The sequence below is a fragment of the Delftia sp. Lp-1 genome, assembly GCF_020523835.1.
GTDB classification, from domain to species: domain Bacteria; phylum Pseudomonadota; class Gammaproteobacteria; order Burkholderiales; family Burkholderiaceae_C; genus Comamonas; species Comamonas acidovorans.
The window spans coordinates 3,075,645-3,089,040 of sequence record NZ_JAJALJ010000001.1 but is presented as its reverse complement, the minus strand read 5'-3'; the positions used below and the strand labels follow the sequence as shown (position 1 = coordinate 3,089,040).

Genomic DNA, 13,396 nt, shown 5'->3' with positions numbered 1-13,396 from the left:
TTTGAGCGCGCCGGCCGCCTGCGCCTTGCTGGTGGGTGCGCAGGCGCCCTTGTGGGCAAATGCGCAGTCGCTGGCTGCGGGCTGGCTGACGGACTCGGAGCGGGAGCGCCATGCCGGCATGCGCGAGGCGCGCCAGCGCGAATTCATCGCCTGCCGCTATGCCATGCGCCTGCTGCTGGCCGGCGGGCACGATGCCGCATCGACCTGGCGGCTGGCAGCGCCCCGCAATGCTGCACCCCACGTGGAGCAAGGTGGGGAGGGTGGCATTTTTGGAGTGCAGTCCCGTTTGAGCCTCTCGCACAGCGCCGGCTGGCTGGCCTGCGCCGCCGCACAAGGCCCGGTGGGCGTGGACATTGAGCGGCGGGCAGAGCGCCGCCAGCGCGACGTGCATGGCATGGCCGAGATGGTGTGCTCCCCGCCCGAACGCGCATGGCTTCAGGCGCAGGACGGAGCCCGCCTGCAGCACAGCCTGGTGCAGCTGTGGAGCCTGAAGGAGGCCTATTTCAAGAGCCTGGGCCAGGGCCTGGACTTTGTCCGGATGCGGCAGCTTGCGTGGGCACCGGCCTCCGCTGCGCTCGACACGGCCCGGCAGCCCCTGGCCCACGGCCGCCTGTGGCAAGGCCGGGATTGCGATGCACAGGCCGTGTGCCTGGCGCTTTGCATGCCTGGGCCCCTGCCCGAGGTGGCTATATCAGGAAGCGAAGAAGTGCAGTGGCAGCCCGCTGCGGATTGGCAACTTGTCGTGCTGGCCTGATGGCACAAGACACATGCCCAGCTGCAGAAATTCTGACCACCGGGGTGGTTTGGCCGTTAGCTTCTTGTGTTAACGAACGATTACAATGAGTCAGTTTGTCGTCAAGCGCACCGTTGAGTTTGATGCATGGCTGTTTGGCCTTCGGGACACGGTGACGCGTATCCGCCTGGCCAAGCGTCTGGACAAAGTACAGCGCGGCCTGTTTGGCGATAGCAAGCCGGTGGGTGACGGGGTGCATGAGCTGCGCGAGGACTTCGGTCCTGGCTGGCGCATGTACTACGTGCAGCGCGGCGATGTGCTGGTAGTTATGTTGGGTGGTGGCGACAAGGCAACCCAGCAGGTGGACATTGCGGCTGCAATTGCCCTGTCCAAGACCCTGGAGAACTGACCATGACCAAGATTGCTGACCTTCCCACCTTTGACATGGCCGAGCACCTGAAAACCGATGAGGACGTGGCTGCCTATCTGTCCTTGGTGCTGGAAGAAGATGACCCCTCCGAACTGGCCCATGCCCTTGGCGTGATCGCACGCACGCGCGGCATGAGCGAGATAGCCAGTGCCAGCGGTCTGACCCGGGAGGCTTTGTACAAGGCACTGCGGCCGGGCAGCCAGCCTCGGTTTGACACCATCCGTCGCGTCTGTGGCGCTCTTGGCGTGCGTCTGGTAGCTCAGCCTATCCGCACCTGATCATTGTTGCCGGAATGCACTCAGAGTGCCCAACGAAAAAGCCCCAGACTCTTGCGAATCTGGGGCTTCTTGTTTGGTGCCGGAGAAAGGAACCGAATAGCTGTGTTTGTATGTGTGCATGTCGAATAAAGTCATGCAAATCAAAAAATTATGATTTTTCCAAAGAGTGGCATGTGCAGCGGAAATACATGTTTGCACAACGTTTGCCCCCAATTTCCCCCACTTCTCCCCCATGGTAAAGCCCAAGAAACTGCCTCCGGTACCTACCGAATACAGATCGACGTGAAGGGGGGTGACCTACGGCCGCCTGGTGGACACGCACGCCGGCTTCATGCCCTGGGTGCTGGCGCAGGGCATCAAGAATGCCCGCGCCAAGCTGACCGACGTGCTGCTGTGGTGGTGCGACCGCAAGTGCCCAGGCTGTGGCGGCGTCAAGCTGGGCAAGATGGCGATCTGCGAGACCTGCAAGGGCTTTGGCACCCGTGAAGTGCCGCACGAAGCCGAGGGCATGCTGATCTCCGAGCACATTGGCGAGCATGTGGACCGCGCCCGCTGCAGCACCATCGCCGCGCTGAAGCTGATGAAGGGCCTGAAGGTGGTTGCAGCCCAGGCGGTGAGTCTGGCAAGACATTGAAGCGATGGGGTAACACGCCCCTAAAGATCACTAGCCCGCTGGCAATGCCCGCGGGCTTTGTTTTTCCGGGTACAGAGCGAATGGATGTTGCGAAGGCGGGAGAGCGCCTTCCCTTACGCCGCGCCGGCTGTCTGGACCACAGGTGCGAGTGAGCAGCAGGGAGTACAACGAAGGTGAGGCGAGGTGCTTCTATCTTCCTCATCTCTGAGGAGAGCGCCATGACTTCATCGATTTCGCTTAAGTACCTGCTGGGACGGCCCGTTGACCCGGATCTTGCTGAGCAGGCCGTTCAGGGGCATGGTGTGCCTTCGCAAGATCCTGATCCCTCGGCGCAGATTCGGATGACCAAAGAGGAGTCAGCCCGGGAATCAAAGTCAACCATGGTGGCCGGCTTCATGATGGTTGGCGCAGTGGTGGGGGCGGGAGTCGGCGCCGTAGCTGCTGGCCCTGCAGGCATTTTTGTTGGCGGCGCCCTTGGAGGCTTGATAGGCGCTGGAGCCGGAGAGGCAGCGGGTATGGCGACAGTAGCGCGTGAGGCCTGAAGGCGTCCTACCTGCCATAAATTCTTCTTGATACGCTTCGTATCCCTCCCCTGCTGGATCCGTCCAGCAGTTACCTACCCTGGCTTGCCTTGGTAGGTTTTTTTGCAGTGACCCCGCTGACACTGCGGGGTCAGTTGCGGTCAAGCTGCGCGAGGTAGTGGCAGATATCAACCCGCGCGTCATACACCGCAGACAACCAATTTCCCGCTATCGGATGAGAGCCGGAGGTTGGCTTCAGGTGCAGAGCTGCCTCATTAACTGCAGGGGAAAAAAATGCAGCAACTGCGCAAGCTGGGTCCTTCCCGGCGCGACGCGTGGCAGCGGCATCGGCCTTGAGATCTCTTTTGAGCGCGATGTATTGGTCCCTGATCTGCTCGACCCGTGCGGTGACCGTTTTGTTGTCGCCGATTGCGCGCAACAGTAGCGTGCAACGCTCCTCGTAGCTGCGTAGCCGCAGCCGGATGGCGTTTGTATCGGCGTGGTCGAATGGCTCGGTCATCGGACCAGTCTATAGAGAACATTAAGTGACTCATCCCAGACCGGGGGAGTACACATGTTCGCACAGTGGTTGCGCCACCTTCGGGTGGCTTTTTTTGTTTCCGCCGCCACCAGAAGCATCTATGCAAAGCATGGATGGCATGGGGGATGCGAGGCTTGCGAGTGTGCAACGGCACTCGCCGCCGAATCGCTCAGCTCTCTGCTACGTCGATGAGCAGGGAAAGGTAGTTGTCAAGAGCGCGTTCGGTTGTCGCGAGCTCCAACTCTGGGCCACCGGTAGAAGTTCCGATGCGGATGGCGTCTCGGTCAATCAGAAGCGCCTCATGAGCGTGGGCCGCTTGCTCAGGTGTGATGGTCTCAATCAGCCGCACCACGACAGTGGCCAGCGCGCTCAGTTCACCGGCGAGCACATCCATACGTTCATTGTTCAAAAATTTATCCCAGTATGTTTAAAGATGCATCTTAACTGGCGGCCATAGGCAGGCGGCATCCTTATGTCCAAGCTCCAGACATTGAAGAGTACGCTGCCCGTGCTGGACACCCGCCGCGTGCAGACGATGCAGGCCGGCAGCTACATCACCGCCCACCGTGCGGCTGCCAATGCTCGCGTCGCTGCCGGACAGTGCGCGCCAGACACCAGCGCCCTCGATCTGCTTGCCGAGTTGCAGCGCCGCGCTGACGAGCGAGCGGGAGAGCTGGCTCGCATTGCTTACGAGGCCCGAGGCAGGGGCTGGGCTTGCGAGGGTTCCTACGATGCCAGCCATGCCTTGATTCAGGCCGAGCGGCTGATGCGGGATGCGTGGCCCGGGGTGGTGCGCTGATGGCAGACGCGACCGGCGGCCGCGCGATGACGCTTCGGCGCAGGCTCACTCCAGGGAGTGCTTGCGCTGCAGGTGCTCAAGCAGCTCCGCAGTGCACTTTTGAGCGGCGCTCAGGTCCCTTGCCTTGAGCCCTGAGTCATCCGGCTTTTTCGCAGCTTCGATCTGCGCGCCTTCGGCCGCGGCCATCTCGAAAAATAGCTGTCCGATCACCTCGGATCGATGTCAGCTTGGGTAGACGATTTCCAGAATTCCGCTGACGTTTTCCTTCACTTGCGCACGCCCGCATCCAGTTCTGTGTCCTGGGAAAGGCGCACACTGACGCCCTGGTATGCACCAAAATCGAAGTCATAGACCTTGCAATCGGCATCAAACAGATTGGTGTGCGAAATGATCAGGCCGGACTTGCTTGTAATCCTCAACCCGACGCCGATCTGGAAAATATCGCTCGTATCGCATACGAAAAGCGCCTGCGACAGGATGTCCCAGTTGGCGGAGGCCACCGATGAGAAGTCGCGGATCGGAAAACCTCTTGCCATGGCATCCGGCCCCTTGTCCACAAGATCGTCATCCTTGTTGAAAACCGCGGAGTCCGTCTTGGTCAACCGATAGACATGCCTCACGAATTTTCCATCGCTGAGATTGTTGATGGAAATATCCTTGATGGTCTTGGAAAAGCTGCTGGTGATGCTGACGCCGCCGCTGAGCGACGGCCCCGAAGGATCCACGCCCGGATTGATGTTGTACGCAATGGAGCTGCTGACGGTGCCGTCCTCGAGCGTAGACCCCGGGGTGTCCTTGCATATGTCGAACCGAACGCCCTTGCCCGGCTTGCCTTGGAGCGCCTTTTCGTACTCGCTGCGCGAAATGCCTTCGACATCGATTTCCACCTGGACCTCGCGCAGGAACAGCCCCTTCACCCTGGTGTCCTCGTGCAGCGAAAGGGTGCTCACATACTTATCGGTGAACATCTTGCCATTCTTCGATGCGGCAGCGTGGCTGCCATCCATGTTCACGAGGACGAAGCACTTGTTCAGCGCCGTGCTGCGATAGACATCGATGCTGGCATTGATTCTGCAATTGGGCACGTAGCCGGCATCTCGCTTGGCCTGGTCCAGCAGCGTGACTTGAAGCCATTTCCCTTCGTATTTCCTTGCAGGCCATGTGTTGTACAGCGTCTCTCCATTGGAGTCATCCGCGTACATATTAATGACCTGCGTGGCGCAAGGAGTGGCTTGTGGCAGTTGAGACATAGTGCCCTTTTGAAATGGTAGGTAAGGAGCGGGAGATTCCCAGGCCGACCGCAGACATGCCGGAAAGTCATTCCTTCCGGCGCATTCGCGTGGGCGGCCAGTAAATATTAGGCGCAGGGATTGCATGGCTATTGACTCTGGGTCTGGCAGAAATTGACTGTCCGTTCGCGAATAGGGACGGGACAGGCGCGCCTGCCGCGTTGGCAGGCCTCTACAGCGAGTGAATCGACCCCGAGACGGGTGAACTGGCGCCGACTACACGCTGTCGGCGACGACTGCGAGAGCCTGCAGGCCTTGGACGCGGACTGGCTGAAGGGGAGGACCAAGCCACGATGCGCGTCGTTCTGCTGCTTGGCGTGCTGGCGCTGGCTGGCTGCGGTTCCGTGCCTGGGGGTCGAGGTCCAGGCCGTCAAGGCGCCAGTGCCTGTGGAGTGCCGCGAGCCGATCCCGGGCCGGCCCGCCATGCCGACCGAGGCCCTGGCCGACGATGCCAATCCCTTGGAGCTGCTGCGCGCCGCCCTGGCCGAGATCGACCGCCGCGAGGAGTACGAGGTGCGGCTGCTGGCCGCGCTTACCGCCTCCGTGTGAACCCTGATGACGCGTGTAGTCCCAACGCAGAAGTCAGTACAGTAGAGGAACTGACAACTTTAGAGAATCTTATCGGCAGCGGCCCTCTTGATTTATTTGGCTTTGCGTCGGAGTAACAATGAAAAAAAGGCGATTATCGAAGACAAAGCGACTAATCCAAGTTCACCAATAGTTGGTACTGCAGTGATTGTCGGTTTAGGAGGAGCTATGTTTGTAAGGGTAACATTGCCAGTCGCTGTTCCACCTCGGCTATCAGAAATCTCATACTGAAATGAGATAGGATCTGTAGTATTGCCAGAGGGGGAAAAAGTGATTTCTCCTACTGCCGAGACTCCGATGCTTCCGCCTGTTATCAAAATGTTTGATGGAGTACCGCGAGTAATTGGATTTCCATTAATGCTGGTGATTTGCAAAGTATCCGAATCTGCGTCAGTATCGTTCGCCAAAATATTTAGTATGGTGGGCGAGTTAGGTATAGAGTATTTGTCCGGATTGGCGATCGGCAGATTGTTCTGGATTTTTGGATTGGTGTAAGTCTGGAAGTTGTAGAAGCCGACAACTTCACCCGTTGAATCAAGGCCCACCCAGCGAATCTCTTTTATGAAGAGACCAGCCGCAATATCAGAAGGAGACAAAGTCACTCCGAATTTCTGAGGTGGGGAATCAAAAACGTTTGTGGCATCAGAAACTATTGCGCTAGTGCCATCGCTTGCAAAAATTTGAAGATTAGATCTCTCAAACAAATCGTTCCAGTCGACAAAATCGAAGCTGAAAGCGGCAATTGCTGAGTTGGCTAGTTTGAAGGAGATGCCGTTGTCTATATTAACTGCAGCATATATTCCGGGAACTGCTGGTGCTCCGGAGTTCCAAAATAGACATTCTTTCGAGAAGTCTCCTGCTCCTGATCCCGAATTTAAGGCTTGACAATATTTTGAAGGAGACCAAGCAGTGCTTGTATTGGGGCCGTAAGCTTCTACAGTGAAGCCATTCCAAATATCCGGATTTCCTGCGCTTCCTATGGGCTTCAGGTTTACAGAGGAGCTGAAATCCTCATGGGTAGCGAATGTCCCTGAACCAATGGCAGACAGGAAACCGTCTTGGTCGTCGATGAAGGTTGAAAATGTCGCCGCCTGGCTGCTCGTGACCCAAGAAAAAATCACCAGAAAGGCCAATTCTTTTAGTGTCGGTATTCCAAAACGCATGTTGATCGTCCATAGAGGGTATTTATGAAGAAGGGGAGCGTGATGGAAATCATTCTTATTATCAATAAGGGTTTTTGTGAAAGTTTGTCAAGAGGATTTTGGTGCACTTAGCCTTTGCCCACTACTAGCTAGCGGTATGTAAGAGGCCGAGAGCAGGTTCAAACAATCCAGCAACGATTAACGAAAAAGCGTCTCGGTAAATGATTTTTAAGGGTTAATACCTACATCTAAATTCCCTGTAGTTGTTGTGAGAAATGGATGCAACATGGATTTTTGTGTTAATTGCAGGTCAGTTTTGGGGTGACAGCTCTTGCAGTGCCGAAGTTGGATCTGCAACGCAGGATGACTTTATAAAAAAATGTTAATTTTTGGCATGAGATGTTACTTTTCGATAGCTGTAGGGCATGATGAGAATTGCCTATCGATAACGCAAAATTGAGCATTTTGCTTAAGCAAAACAGGATGGGTTTGTTTCCAAGCGAATGCTTGTTTCGTAAGCTTGCGAATTCCGCTCTGTGAAGTCCTGTATAGCTATTCAAGAGGCTCTCGGCATGGGTAATAGATATAGCTCTCCCGATATTTCTGATATTGACGAACTCTATCCGCTGCAAGGACCTGCCCCTAAAAAGGGGTGGGGTGTATATATAGTTCCATTGGCATGCGGTCCATATATTAAAGCATGTGAATGCTTAGAAGTTGGGCAATGGGGGTTGATTCCAACGACGTCGCTAAGCAGGCGTCCTTTAAATTTGGATGGTTCCCCTATGTCAACGGAAAAAGCGTTCAGAGAAACGTTGAGCAATGATTACATCTTTGGCCCGTCTTGGCATGCGGGTCGAAGGTGTCTTATTCCAGTGAGCAGCTGGATCGAGAATTACTCTGGGTTATCTGGACGTAGTATTAACTGGATGTTCCGACGTTCCGATGGAAAGCCTGCAATGTTGGCGGGGCTGTATAGTGAATGGATAGATCCGGGGAGCGGAGAAAAGGTGCCGAACTATACGGTGATTACACAAGATGCCAGCGCGCACCCAATTCTCTCTCTCATGCATAGGCCTGGCAGAGAAAAGAGGTGTGTGATAGTTCTGGAGCGCCAAGACTGGGATGCTTGGCTGCATTGCACTCCGTCCCAAGCAGATTCATTGATTAAGTTGCCCATGACGGGTGCGTTGAAGAGCGGGGCAGAAAACCCAGACGAAGAAGCTCTGTTGCCTCTTGAGCAGTTGCGCGCATTAAAGGCAGGTGGTTAATTTGGTGCTTGCTATCCAATCGCGTGGTAATTAATCAAGTTTTTTCTCGTGCAGAAATCAGCTATAAATTAGGCTTGGTAATATTGTTGAAAATGGTGAGAGCATGGAATTAAATATTTATGAGATTCTGCTATTCATTGCAATACAATTAATTTGCTTCTCATTTTTCATGATTATATTCTGGACATACTGTATTGTTATGAAGAAAAAAATAACAGAATCTTTTAATATCTTAGCTTTTTCCTTTGGAGTTGCGATTTCTGTCGTTGCTGCAAAATTTATCACACCGTAGCGGATTTCTATTGAAATTGCCGTACCGCATCTCGTCAAGATTTGCTGCGCATATTTTTTGTTAAAAGACTGAGTGGGAAGATAAAGATCACTCCGCGTCCGGTATCAGGAGCTTATGCAAGGCCGTCAAGCCATGATCTACACGCTGCACATAGATATGCAGGTTTCCGGTTGCTATACGGACCGGATCTTGCATGGAAATGTCGAGCTCTTCGAGTTCCAGGCGGCAACTCTCTCCGGTGCAATCCGAGATGGTTGCTCCGTTGGCAACTTGCTGCGACTAGAGGGATTCCACATCTGGTACGGCCATGTCTCCATCGGCACCACGTCGCTCTATGCCATGCGCCACGACGCCGAGACGCTGGCGCAGCGGCTAGTGAGCCTGCATTCGCAGTTCGGCGGGTAGGGGGGCGCAGCCCGAACTGTCTTGGTCGGATCTGAAATCCGAGCAAGTTGAAGGCACTTGGTGTGCTGGTGAGGGTACGGAGAGGCCTGAGGAAGAAGCGCCGCTGCGGGCGAGCCAGCTGCAAGCGCCATCGGCTGAACAGGGGGCTTGAGCTGCCGAGGCTCAGGTATGCTTTGGCAGCTGCAAAACAAAAAGGGAAATTGAGTTTCCCCAATTTCCCCCCAGAATCCTTGCGGAACCCGCATGGATGCTATGTTTTTGGTGCCGGAGAAAGGAATCGAACCCTCGACCTTCTCATTACGAATGCAAAATCAACTTCAATAAAATCAATGATTTAAAATTCATTATGTGATTGATGCCACAATAATGCCACACCTTTCTTGAAAGTTGAGGTATGGCAACAATTCGTAAGCGTGTCCCTACCAATGGGAAGCACAGATCCGACGCCGGGGCTATCCGGCACAAAGCAAAACCTTCAACACCAAAGCCGAGGCGGAAGCCTGGGCCAACATGATCGAATCGGAAATGTCGCGCGGGGTGTGGCTGAGCCGCAGCGAGGCCGAATCCACCTCGCTGCACGAAGCACTCGAGCGCTACCTGGCTGAAATTGTCCCTGCAAAGAAAAGCGCCACCCGCGAGGCATCCACGATCAGGATGCTGATTGCATTGCCGCTGGCCTTGCGTCCCCTGGCCTCGATTCGAGGTGTGGACATTGCGGCGCTGCGTGATGAATGGCTCCAGCACTATGCCCCGGCCTCCGTCGTTCGCCATATGGCCGTGCTGTCGCATGTGTTCAGCGTGACACGCAAGGAGTGGGGCATGGAAAGCTTGGCCAATCCGGTATCGGCCGTGCGCAAGCCCAGCGTCAGCAATGCTCGGACACGTCGCATTACGACCTTGGCAGGAGAGGTGAATAAGACAAACGCACAGCGTTCAACACCCAGCGAGGAACTGGACTGCGTGATCGCAGCTAGCAACTCAGCCCTGCTACCGACGATCATTGTCCTGGCGGTAGAGACGGCCATGCGGCGTAGTGAAATCGTAAGCTTGTGTTGGGAGTATGTGGATTTGGTGCGGCGTGTTGCGCACCTGCCTGCAACCAAGAACGGCAGCCCCAGAGACGTTCCTCTGTCGTCCAAGGCAGTCGAGGTACTTCGCATACTGCAAGAACGCAGTGAAGCTATGAAAGGGCGAGTTTGCAATCTTCGCGCAGATGCAGTTACGAGAGCATTTGACAGAGCTGTGAAACGTGCCCGAATTCAATATGTAAAAGGCTGCAAGGAGCAGGAAACAACACCGGATGAGCGATTTCTAGTCGATCTACATTTTCACGACCTTCGACATGAGGCAACCTCTAGATTGGCGGAAATATTCCCAATGCATGAATTAACAAGAATAACTGGACACAAAGATCCAAGAATGTTAATGCGCTACTACCATCCGAAAGCGGAGAATCTGGCAAAAAGGCTTGCTTAGCATTTGACGCTGCTGATTTATAAATTAAAAATAAAAAATGACGAAAGAAAGAAACAGCGGTAAGAAATGAAGAAAGAAAGAAAGTAAGTAAGTAAGAAACGCTCTATGTCAGGATAGTTGTCGCCTCAGCTTTCCTTAGCAAAGCGGGCGGCACCTTAGAGTGCACCAATTTGATTTTTCGCAGCGTGTTATGCATTTGCCAGCAACGAAGAGCTGCAGCTACAGGGAGGTGCTGCTATCACCAATGCGGTCAATTCTCTTCGTAACCTGCGAGAATACCGTGATGCCGAGAGAGGCATGGTTTTTTTCTATTCGGACTGAAGCGGTCACAAGAGCATTTGATAGCAGTGAGATGGGCGCATATTTTGTATATGGTCAATTGCCAGGATCAAGGCATATAGGAGGAAGAGTACCTTCTAGTTTATTGAGTTTTCATGATCTTCGACATGAGGCGAAAAATCGATTGGTATGGATATTTTTCATGCATTAGCTAACGAAGGGTAACTACAGCCGCGGATACTAGTGCTTTATTATCATCTTAAGTCGGAAGATTTAGCGAAGCGACTAGTATAAAATTGGCATAATATTTATATAAATTCAAATTAAAATAACCATGTCGAAGTTAAATTAAATATTGCATTTTTGAAAGAATGTTAATTTCTAGTCTATTCTTTAATCGATGTTAATTATGGTTTTATTTAATTTTTCATCCCTGTGTTGCAGTATGGATGTGTCATCTGCCCGTTGGCAACTGAACCTCTCCCTCCATCTTTAACACGTTCGATGTGATCGTATGAGACAGATTTTCCAGGAATAATGTAACCCTCGCAAATGGGGCATTTAAGCGCGCTTGTTAATGCGGTTTCAATGAAGATTGCTGATTTTGTATCGTCATTGAATGAGACGGGATGTTGACTTGAGCCGGTAACTTCGAGGATTTTTCCGGTTAGTCCCAGGGTGCGTAGAACATCGTCGAACTTCATTTCGAATATGCCTTCTCCTTTATCTATCATCATCTTAAAAAGCATCGCCATTCGCTTAATTCGACTGGATTTGCTCATGTTCTGTAAGGCTAAACCTATTATTGATTTATTTTTCAACAAATAGTCTTCTATGTGTTTCCTTGAGTTTGTAAATTTCTTGAAGAAAAGCTGATCATTGTCTGCCAATTTCTCACTTATTAAGTGGCATACGCCAAGGAAAAGAAATCTGTTGTATTTTCCTTTTTCGTTATAGAAATATATAGCGGGATGTAGTCCTAAGCTACCAGGAGAGTTGCCGGTGATGCGTGCCAAAACCGTGGCTGAGCGCTGCAAAATCTTGATGGTTGCTTGCCCATCTTGATCATCGGGGAAATCCTTTATCGAGATTGGGTTTTTGGGATTTCCACTAGTTATCAAGAGAAATTCAATTAAAAGAGCGAGGGCATCTACTGGAGACACTGCCCCTCCAATCGGAACGTCCAGCGTCCTTATTGGGCTAGATGCTTCTGGCTTAAAGAGTAGCTCATTGAAACTCTCGGCCATTGCAACAATTTTTTCCTGTATTTCTGGTGTAAATGAGGACCAATATTTGTGGCCAGTTCCAGCCCGTAAAATTGCTCTTGCAGCGATTGAAATAGGTTTTTTTCGGTTCTTTATGAGCAACTCTTCTGTTTCATCAAGAGGGGTGCCTTGTGAATTAATTTTAAAGAAAGAGGTTTCTGCTGCATCTGCATTGCCTTGGATCCATTGAAGGTTTAGCGCTCTAGTTACCATTCTCGAAGCCCTAGTCACGCCCTTTGGATCAATGGCTCTGTCCTGACCAACCAGGCCTTTTAGGTATGAGAATTTACCTACCTTCTCTTCTACAAGCTGACGAGTGCGCCGGGCAATAGTCTTTTGGTCATTTGAAATCCCGGTTTTAAAGAAGGATGCAGATATGGCGTTGTCACCATAATCATCTTCCATCCATGCTCTCAAGGCGCTTAATCGATGGCCGCCATCAATCACAAATACATATTTTGGGGATTTCCAAAGAATTAGAGAAGGAATGACTTCATTGTCCAGAAAACTCGCAATGAATGTGGCTATTTGATCAGGACTCCATTGATTTGTTTCTCTTTGAAAATCTGGTTTCCGAAGTAGGCGAAGAATTGAGCTGTCGGTATTAAGATTGCTAATGGGGAAGTCTCTGAAAAGATCTAGGTCAAATGTTTCTTCAGTTATTGCAAAATCTTCTCTAGGAATCATTGCATCTAAAATAACTCTTTTAACCATTTGTTGATCCTTATTTTATGAATGTGTGAAACGCAGGTAATGAAATGTCATACTTGTCAAGTTGTGCCAGTATCGCAGATTGCGGGCGAAATTTCACTCGTTGGGTGGAACAATGAGTCAAAAACGACGGGCAGCCAGCTAGCGTCGCAGCAAGCGCTGGTCACCTCCGCTCAATCGCTGTCGGTGGTGCCTGCGGAACTTGCGCAGCACAGATGATTGGAGGCACGGGATGTCGCTCTGTTGTCGGTTGCCACGTGTCTGCCTCCTATCCTTTGCGGATGTTGACACTTGAAGTACTAGACTTTAGCCTCTCAACGGCTAGCACTGCTAGCACGTCTGCCTTCGATTCCTCATGCTCCTTAGTATGCAGGAGGATCGGCAGGAACGATAAGCAATTACAGCTGCAGAACGTCTTACTCTCCGCTGTCACCCTATAACGGTCAGAAAAGTCACTTTGGAGCTCGAGGATGAAAAATAAAACTACCAAGGCCTTTCAGAGCATGATGCTGAGTGGTCGCATGAATAAAATTATGAGCGAGGCCGTCGCGGAAGGGGTTGCAGAGACAGCGAAGGCGCACGCTAGCAAGTTTGTTTTTCCCACTTACTTCACTCCAGCGAACCCCCCACGTGTTATCCAAACTGAGGCCGAACTAGGGACGGAATTTGCAATTCCCGAGCATGTCTTAAAGGCTGCAGAAGGTAAGAAGATAGACTCCAAGTGAGCTTGACTGAGCGGCTG

General features: G+C 52.4%; 16 protein-coding genes and 1 pseudogene. 11 read left to right on the top strand and 6 right to left on the bottom strand.

What is annotated here, in order from left to right:
• The first annotated feature begins 1 nt into the window (after nt 1).
• The 5 genes from LGR64_RS13860 (at nt 2) to LGR64_RS13840 (ending at nt 2,617) form a co-directional block, all read left to right on the top strand.
• Entirely contained in the window at nt 2–754 is a 753-nt protein-coding gene (locus tag LGR64_RS13860; protein ID WP_230355796.1) for a 4'-phosphopantetheinyl transferase family protein, read from the top strand.
• An 85-nt stretch (nt 755–839) separates the two neighbouring features.
• Complete coding sequence (locus LGR64_RS13855) at nt 840–1,142, top strand: type II toxin-antitoxin system RelE/ParE family toxin (protein WP_198819482.1); 303 nt, start codon at nt 840–842, stop codon at nt 1,140–1,142.
• 2 nt (nt 1,143–1,144) lie between these two features.
• Nucleotides 1,145–1,441 carry an addiction module antidote protein gene (locus tag LGR64_RS13850; RefSeq protein ID WP_017406814.1) on the top strand — a complete coding sequence of 99 codons (297 nt, stop codon included), beginning with the start codon at nt 1,145–1,147 and terminating at the stop codon, nt 1,439–1,441.
• A 292-nt stretch (nt 1,442–1,733) separates the two neighbouring features.
• On the top strand, nt 1,734–2,075 hold the full coding sequence (locus tag LGR64_RS13845; RefSeq protein WP_230355794.1) for a hypothetical protein: 342 nt from the start codon (nt 1,734–1,736) through the stop codon (nt 2,073–2,075).
• Between the two features lie 218 nt (nt 2,076–2,293).
• Nucleotides 2,294–2,617 (top strand): bacteriocin, encoded by a 324-nt coding sequence (locus LGR64_RS13840; RefSeq protein WP_141833224.1) that lies wholly within the window; start codon nt 2,294–2,296, stop codon nt 2,615–2,617.
• Nucleotides 2,618–2,747: 130 nt separating this feature from the next.
• Here LGR64_RS13840 and LGR64_RS13835 read toward each other — a convergent pair whose 3' ends face one another.
• Both LGR64_RS13835 and LGR64_RS13830 read right to left on the bottom strand, forming a co-directional pair.
• A complete protein-coding gene (locus LGR64_RS13835; RefSeq protein WP_088165045.1) occupies nt 2,748–3,116 on the bottom strand; it encodes a hypothetical protein in 369 nt (122 codons plus the stop codon).
• A gap of 190 nt (nt 3,117–3,306) precedes the next feature.
• Nucleotides 3,307–3,546, bottom strand: coding sequence for a hypothetical protein (locus LGR64_RS13830; RefSeq protein WP_141441621.1), 240 nt, complete (start codon nt 3,544–3,546; stop codon nt 3,307–3,309).
• A gap of 141 nt (nt 3,547–3,687) precedes the next feature.
• On the opposite strand from LGR64_RS13830, the pseudogene LGR64_RS13825 reads away from it, so the two are divergent.
• Nucleotides 3,688–3,936: pseudogene (locus LGR64_RS13825) on the top strand (hypothetical protein); the annotation flags it as partial.
• A gap of 45 nt (nt 3,937–3,981) precedes the next feature.
• Here the strand turns inward: LGR64_RS13825 and LGR64_RS13820 are convergent.
• Both LGR64_RS13820 and LGR64_RS13815 read right to left on the bottom strand, forming a co-directional pair.
• Complete coding sequence (locus tag LGR64_RS13820) at nt 3,982–4,146, bottom strand: hypothetical protein (protein ID WP_157760081.1); 165 nt, start codon at nt 4,144–4,146, stop codon at nt 3,982–3,984.
• A gap of 56 nt (nt 4,147–4,202) precedes the next feature.
• Nucleotides 4,203–5,186, bottom strand: coding sequence for a hypothetical protein (locus tag LGR64_RS13815; RefSeq protein ID WP_141833218.1), 984 nt, complete (start codon nt 5,184–5,186; stop codon nt 4,203–4,205).
• 462 nt (nt 5,187–5,648) lie between these two features.
• Here LGR64_RS13815 and LGR64_RS28635 point away from each other — a divergent pair, with 462 nt between their 5' ends.
• Nucleotides 5,649–5,774 carry a hypothetical protein gene (locus LGR64_RS28635; RefSeq protein ID WP_311770687.1) on the top strand — a complete coding sequence of 42 codons (126 nt, stop codon included), beginning with the start codon at nt 5,649–5,651 and terminating at the stop codon, nt 5,772–5,774.
• A 92-nt stretch (nt 5,775–5,866) separates the two neighbouring features.
• Here LGR64_RS28635 and LGR64_RS13805 read toward each other — a convergent pair whose 3' ends face one another.
• Nucleotides 5,867–6,976 carry an Ig-like domain-containing protein gene (locus LGR64_RS13805; RefSeq protein WP_230355792.1) on the bottom strand — a complete coding sequence of 370 codons (1,110 nt, stop codon included), beginning with the start codon at nt 6,974–6,976 and terminating at the stop codon, nt 5,867–5,869.
• Between the two features lie 551 nt (nt 6,977–7,527).
• On the opposite strand from LGR64_RS13805, the gene LGR64_RS13800 reads away from it, so the two are divergent.
• The 3 genes from LGR64_RS13800 to LGR64_RS13790 all read left to right on the top strand — a co-directional run bounded on the left by LGR64_RS13800 (nt 7,528) and on the right by LGR64_RS13790 (nt 10,399).
• Nucleotides 7,528–8,226 carry an SOS response-associated peptidase family protein gene (locus LGR64_RS13800; protein WP_230355789.1) on the top strand — a complete coding sequence of 233 codons (699 nt, stop codon included), beginning with the start codon at nt 7,528–7,530 and terminating at the stop codon, nt 8,224–8,226.
• 424 nt (nt 8,227–8,650) lie between these two features.
• Nucleotides 8,651–8,923, top strand: a complete 273-nt coding sequence (locus LGR64_RS13795; protein WP_034398421.1) for a hypothetical protein — start codon at nt 8,651–8,653, stop codon at nt 8,921–8,923.
• Between the two features lie 510 nt (nt 8,924–9,433).
• On the top strand, nt 9,434–10,399 hold the full coding sequence (locus tag LGR64_RS13790; RefSeq protein ID WP_230355787.1) for a tyrosine-type recombinase/integrase: 966 nt from the start codon (nt 9,434–9,436) through the stop codon (nt 10,397–10,399).
• A gap of 698 nt (nt 10,400–11,097) precedes the next feature.
• Here the strand turns inward: LGR64_RS13790 and LGR64_RS13785 are convergent.
• Complete coding sequence (locus LGR64_RS13785) at nt 11,098–12,657, bottom strand: GmrSD restriction endonuclease domain-containing protein (RefSeq protein ID WP_230355785.1); 1,560 nt, start codon at nt 12,655–12,657, stop codon at nt 11,098–11,100.
• A gap of 467 nt (nt 12,658–13,124) precedes the next feature.
• Here LGR64_RS13785 and LGR64_RS13780 point away from each other — a divergent pair, with 467 nt between their 5' ends.
• Complete coding sequence (locus LGR64_RS13780) at nt 13,125–13,379, top strand: hypothetical protein (protein ID WP_230355783.1); 255 nt, start codon at nt 13,125–13,127, stop codon at nt 13,377–13,379.
• The last annotated feature ends 17 nt before the right edge of the window (nt 13,380–13,396 follow it).